Origin of the sequence: uncultured Sphingomonas sp., from assembly GCF_937871615.1 — a bacterium.
GTDB lineage: Bacteria > Pseudomonadota > Alphaproteobacteria > Sphingomonadales > Sphingomonadaceae > Sphingomonas.
On record NZ_CALMPA010000007.1, the window covers coordinates 1 to 4945 of the forward strand.

5 protein-coding genes are annotated in these 4945 nt (G+C 68.1%); all 5 read left to right on the plus strand.

Features of this window, described 5'->3' with window-relative positions:
- Positions 1–769: enoyl-CoA hydratase family protein (locus Q0316_RS00730; RefSeq protein ID WP_298668165.1), on the plus strand; the 769-nt coding region annotated here is incomplete at its 5' end.
- Complete coding sequence (locus Q0316_RS00735; RefSeq protein ID WP_298668168.1) at positions 769–1920, plus strand: acyl-CoA dehydrogenase family protein; 1152 nt, start codon at positions 769–771, stop codon at positions 1918–1920. The genes Q0316_RS00730 and Q0316_RS00735, both read left to right, overlap by 1 nt.
- 8 nt (positions 1921–1928) lie before the next feature.
- Entirely contained in the window at positions 1929–2891 is a 963-nt protein-coding gene (locus Q0316_RS00740; RefSeq protein WP_298668171.1) for an acyl-CoA dehydrogenase family protein, read from the plus strand.
- A 4-nt stretch (positions 2892–2895) separates the two neighbouring features.
- A complete protein-coding gene (locus Q0316_RS00745) occupies positions 2896–4047 on the plus strand; it encodes an acetyl-CoA C-acetyltransferase (RefSeq protein ID WP_298668173.1) in 1152 nt (383 codons plus the stop codon).
- A gap of 2 nt (positions 4048–4049) precedes the next feature.
- Positions 4050–4945, plus strand: an 896-nt coding sequence (locus Q0316_RS00750) for an SDR family oxidoreductase (RefSeq protein WP_298668176.1), incomplete at its 3' end; no start/stop codon positions are given.

Here is a 4945-nt window from a genome sequence, read left to right on the forward strand (position 1 = left end):
GGGAAAACGTCTGATGCCGATCACCTGCAACATAGCCGAGCGGATCGCGGAGATCGTGTTTGACGTGCCGCCGGTGAACGCGTTCGACAGCGCGACGTGGAACAGCCTGCCCGCGATCATCGCCGAGGCGGCGCGCGATCCGGCGGTGAATTGCGTGCTGATCCGCGCGGCGGAAGGCGCGCGCGGTTTCTGCGGCGGGGTGGATATCAAGGAGATGCAGGCGCATCCGGAGCGGATCGCGCTGCTCAATCGCGGCAATTACCTCACCTTCAAGGCGATCCGCGATGCCGAGGTGCCGGTGGTGGTGGCGGTTCACGGTTTCGTGATTGGCGGCGGGATCGGCATCTGCGGCGCATCGGACACGATCATCGCCGCGGACGACGCTTATTTCTCGCTGCCCGAGGTCGATCGCGGAGCGATGGGCGGTGCGAGCCATCTGTCGCGGATGCTGCCACTGCACAAGGTGCGCGCGGCGTTCTTCACCGGGGGCATTATCCCGGCGGCGGAGGCGCATCGGCTGGGCGGGGTGGAAAAGGTCGTGCCGCGCGCCGATCTGGCGCGAGAGGCGCGCGCCTTTTGTGCGGTGATCGCGGGCAAGAGCCGCAAGGCGCTCGTCATCGCCAAGGAGGCGCTGAACGGGCTGGAGCCGCGCGATGTCGATCGCGGCTATCGCTGGGAACAGGGCTTCACGCTCGAAATGTACATGCACGAGGATTCGCAGAAGGCGCGCGATGCCTTTGTCGAGACGGGCAAGGCGGCGGCGTTCTGATGGACCTGGCCTATACCCCCGAGCAACAGGCGTTCCGCGCGGAGGTGCGCGCGTGGATGGCCGCGCACGTTCCGGCCACCCCGCTCAAGACGCTGGAGGGGCGCGCGGGCTTCGACCAGCATGTCGAGTGGGAACGCACGCTGGCGAGCGGCAATTGGGGCATGGTCACCTGGCCCGAAGCCTATGGCGGGCGCGGGCTCGATCTCATTCGCTGGCTGATCTTCGAGGAGGAATATTGGGCGGCGGGCGCGCCGCTGCGCGCCAACCAGAACGGCATCTTCCTGCTCGGCCCGACGATCATGGAATATGGCACCGACGAGCAGAAGGCGCGTTTCCTCACCCCCATGGCGAAGGGCGAGGTAATCTGGGCGCAGGCATGGTCCGAGCCCGATGCCGGATCGGATATGGCCGCGATCCGATCGCGCGCGATCCGCGACGGCGATGATTATGTCATCTCGGGGCAGAAAACCTGGTCGAGCCGCGCGGCCTTCGCCGATTGGTGCTTCGGGCTGTTCCGCACCGATCCGGAAAGCAGCCGCCACAAGGGCCTGTCGTTCATCCTGCTCCCCCTCACCACCCCCGGCGTCACCGTCCGGCCGATCCGGCAGCTTCATGGCGAAACGGGCTTTGCGGAAATCTTCTTCGACAATGTGCGCGTGCCGGCCGCCAACCGCATCGCCGCCGAAGGTGAAGGGTGGAACGTCGCAATGGCAACCGCCGGGTTCGAACGCGGGTTGATGCTGCGCTCGCCCGCGCGCTTTCAGGCGACGGCGCAGCGACTGGCGGAGCTTTATCGCGCGCACCGGGCAACCGCATCGGCGAGCGCGAAAGACGCGGTGCTGCAGGCGTGGATGGATGCCGAAGCCTATGCGCTCAACACCTATTCCGTCGCGGCACAGGTGATGGCGGGCGGCAGGATCGGCGCGGAGGCGAGCCTCAACAAGATCTTCTGGTCCGAGATGGATCGCGCCCAGCATCGCGCGGCGATGAGTCTGCTCGGCGCCGTCGCCGAACTGCGGACCTTGCCCGATGGCGAGGCCAATGCGTGGCTGGAGGGCTATATCTTCTCGCTCTCCGGCCCGATCTACGCCGGATCGAACGAGATCCAGCGCAACATCGTCGCCGAGCGCCTGCTCGGCCTGCCGCGATAGGGGGCGTCATGGATTTCCGTCTTACGCCCGATCAGATCGCGTTGCGCGACGCGGTGCGCGATTATCTATCCGCTGAACATGGCCCGGGAGTGCTGCGCCGGCTCGACGCCGGCGACGCGCGCGATCCCGCGATCCGGGACGGGCTGGTGGCGATGGGGCTGACCGGCATCCTCATTCCCGCCGACCGGGGCGGCCTTGGCCTCGGGCTGATCGAGGCGGCGCTGGTTGCGATCGAACTGGGCCGGGCGAACGTGTCAGAGCCGATCGCCGATACCGCGCTGATCGCGGCGGCACTGGTCGATCCCGCGCGGCAGGAGGCGATCGCCGCCGGCACGCTCAACGTCGCGCTCGCCCATCCGGTCAATCCCTGGATCGCCGATCTCGACCGCGCCGATATGGTCATCGGCGGCGAGCCCCCGGCCAACCCGATCGCGCTCGACAGCGTCGATCCGCTGCGCCGCCTGTTCGCCGCCGGCAACACGCACGAGACCGACGGATTGCTCGACCGCGCCGCGCTCGTCACCGCGGCGCAACTGATCGGCGGGGCGGAGCGGATGCTCGCGCTCGCGATCGACTATGCCGGGCAGCGCGTGCAGTTCGGCCAGCCGATCGGCAAGTTCCAGGCGATCAAGCACCATCTCGCCACGGTCGCGACGAAGATCGAGTTCGCCCGCCCGGTCGTGCTGCGCGCCGCCGATGCGCTCCAGCACGGCGATGGACGCGCGCCACTCCACGTCAGCCACGCCAAGGTCGCGGCGACGGATGCGGCGATCCTCGCCGCCGAGGTCGCGATCCAGGTCCATGGCGCGATGGGCTACACCTATGAGGTCGACCTGCATTTCTGGATGAAGCGCGCCTGGGCGCTCGCCGGAGCCTGGGGCGACCGCGCCTTCCACGCCCACCGGATCGAACGCGCCGTCCTCGATGGCGGTGCCGCGATCGGCCCCACCTTCACTTTCGCCAAAGAGTAACGCGATGCCCGAAGCCTATATCATTGACGCGATCCGCACCCCCACGGGGCGCAAGAAGGGCAGCCTCGCGGGCTGGCATCCCGCCGATCTCGGCGCGATACCGATCAAGGCGATCGTCGAGCGCACCGGGATTGATCCCAACGCGGTGGACGACGTCGTCTGGGGATGCGTTGACGCGGTCGGCCCGCAGGCGGGCAATATCGGGCGAAGCTGCTGGCTGGCCGCCGGCTATCCCGAAGCGGTGCCCGGGGTTACGATCGACCGCCAGTGCGGATCATCTCAACAGGCGATCCATTTCGCGGCGCAAGGGGTGCTTTCGGGCACGCAGGACATGGTGCTGGCCGGCGGCGTCCAGAACATGAACGCCATCCCGATTTCAGCGGCGATGTATGCCGGCCAGCCCTATGGCTTCACGACGCCATTCTCGAACTCGCCCGCCTGGGCGGCGCGATATGGCGATGAGGAGGTGAACCAGATCTACGCCGCCGAGAAGATCGCCCATCAATGGGGCATCAGCCGGGCGGACATGGAAGCGTTCGCCGCCGAGAGCAACCGGCGCGCCGAACAGGCGATCGACGGCGGCCGCTTCACCAGCCAGATCGTGCCGGTCGGCGATTTCGCGATGGACGAGACCGTGCGACGCGGCACGACGCCCGAGGGGCTGGCGAACCTGAAGCCGGTGCGCGAGGGTGGGATCGTCACCGCCGGCGTCTCCAGCCAGATATCCGATGGCGCGGCGGCGGTGCTGATCGCGAGCGAACAGGCGGTGCGCGATCACGGGCTGAAGCCGCGCGCGCGCATCCATCACCTCTCGGTGCGCGGTGATAGCCCGATCATGATGCTGACCGCGCCGATCCCGGCCACCCGCCATGCGCTGGAAAAGACCGGGCTCAAACTCGGCGATATCGACCTCATCGAGATCAACGAGGCATTCGCCAGCGTCGCGCTCGCCTGGGCGAAGGAACTCGACGCAGACCTTTCGCGCGTCAACGTCAACGGCGGCGCGATCGCGCTCGGCCATCCGCTCGGCGCGACCGGCGCGAAGCTGATGACCACCTTGCTCTACGAGCTGGAGCGAACCGGCGGACGTTATGGCCTCCAGACGATGTGCGAAGGCGGCGGCCTCGCGAACGTCACCATCATCGAGAGGCTGTGAGCATGGGCATCTGCGACGGGCGCGTCGTCATCATCACCGGCGCGGCGCGCGGGCTGGGGCGCGAATATGCGCTGGCCTTCGCCGCCGAGGGCGCAAGCGTGGTGGTGAACGATATCGGCACCTCGCTCGGCGGCGAGGGGCGCGACACCAGCGCGGCGGACGCGGTGGTGGCGGAAATCACGGCCACCGGCGGGCAGGCGATCGCCAATTACGAGGACATCACCGACTGGGATGGCGCCAAGCGCATCGTCGATGCCGCCGTGGCGGCGTTTGGCGGGCTCGACGTGGTGGTCAACAACGCCGGCATCGTGCGCGACCGGATGTTCGTATCCGCGACGCTCGATGAATGGGATGCGACGATGCACGTCCATCTGCGCGGCCATTTCTGTCTCAGCCGCCACGCGGTCGATTACTGGCGCGCGCGGCAGAAGGCGGGCGATCCCGTTGACGCGCGGATCATCAACACCACCAGCGGCGCGGGGCTGCAAGGCTCGATCGCACAGGCCGCTTACTCCACCGCCAAGGGCGGGATCGCCGCGCTGACTTTGGTGCAGGCCGCCGAACTGGGCCGCTACGGCATCACCGCCAACGCGCTCGCCCCGTCGGCGCGCACCCGCATGACCGAACAGGCGTTCGCCGAGAAGATGGCGACCGCGGATCAGGCGTTCGACACGATGGACCCGGCCAATATCGCCCCCACCGTGGTGTGGCTGGGCAGCGCGCAATCCGCGCATGTCACCGGCTGCGTGTTCGAACTGGAGGGAGGAAAGATCATGCTGGAAGACGGCTGGCGCGAAGGGCCGGTCATCGATGCCGGCGCGCGCTGGGCGCCAGCGAATGTCGGCGCCGCGGTGACCGAACTACTCGCGGCCCGCATCGCGCCACGCAAAGTGTGGGG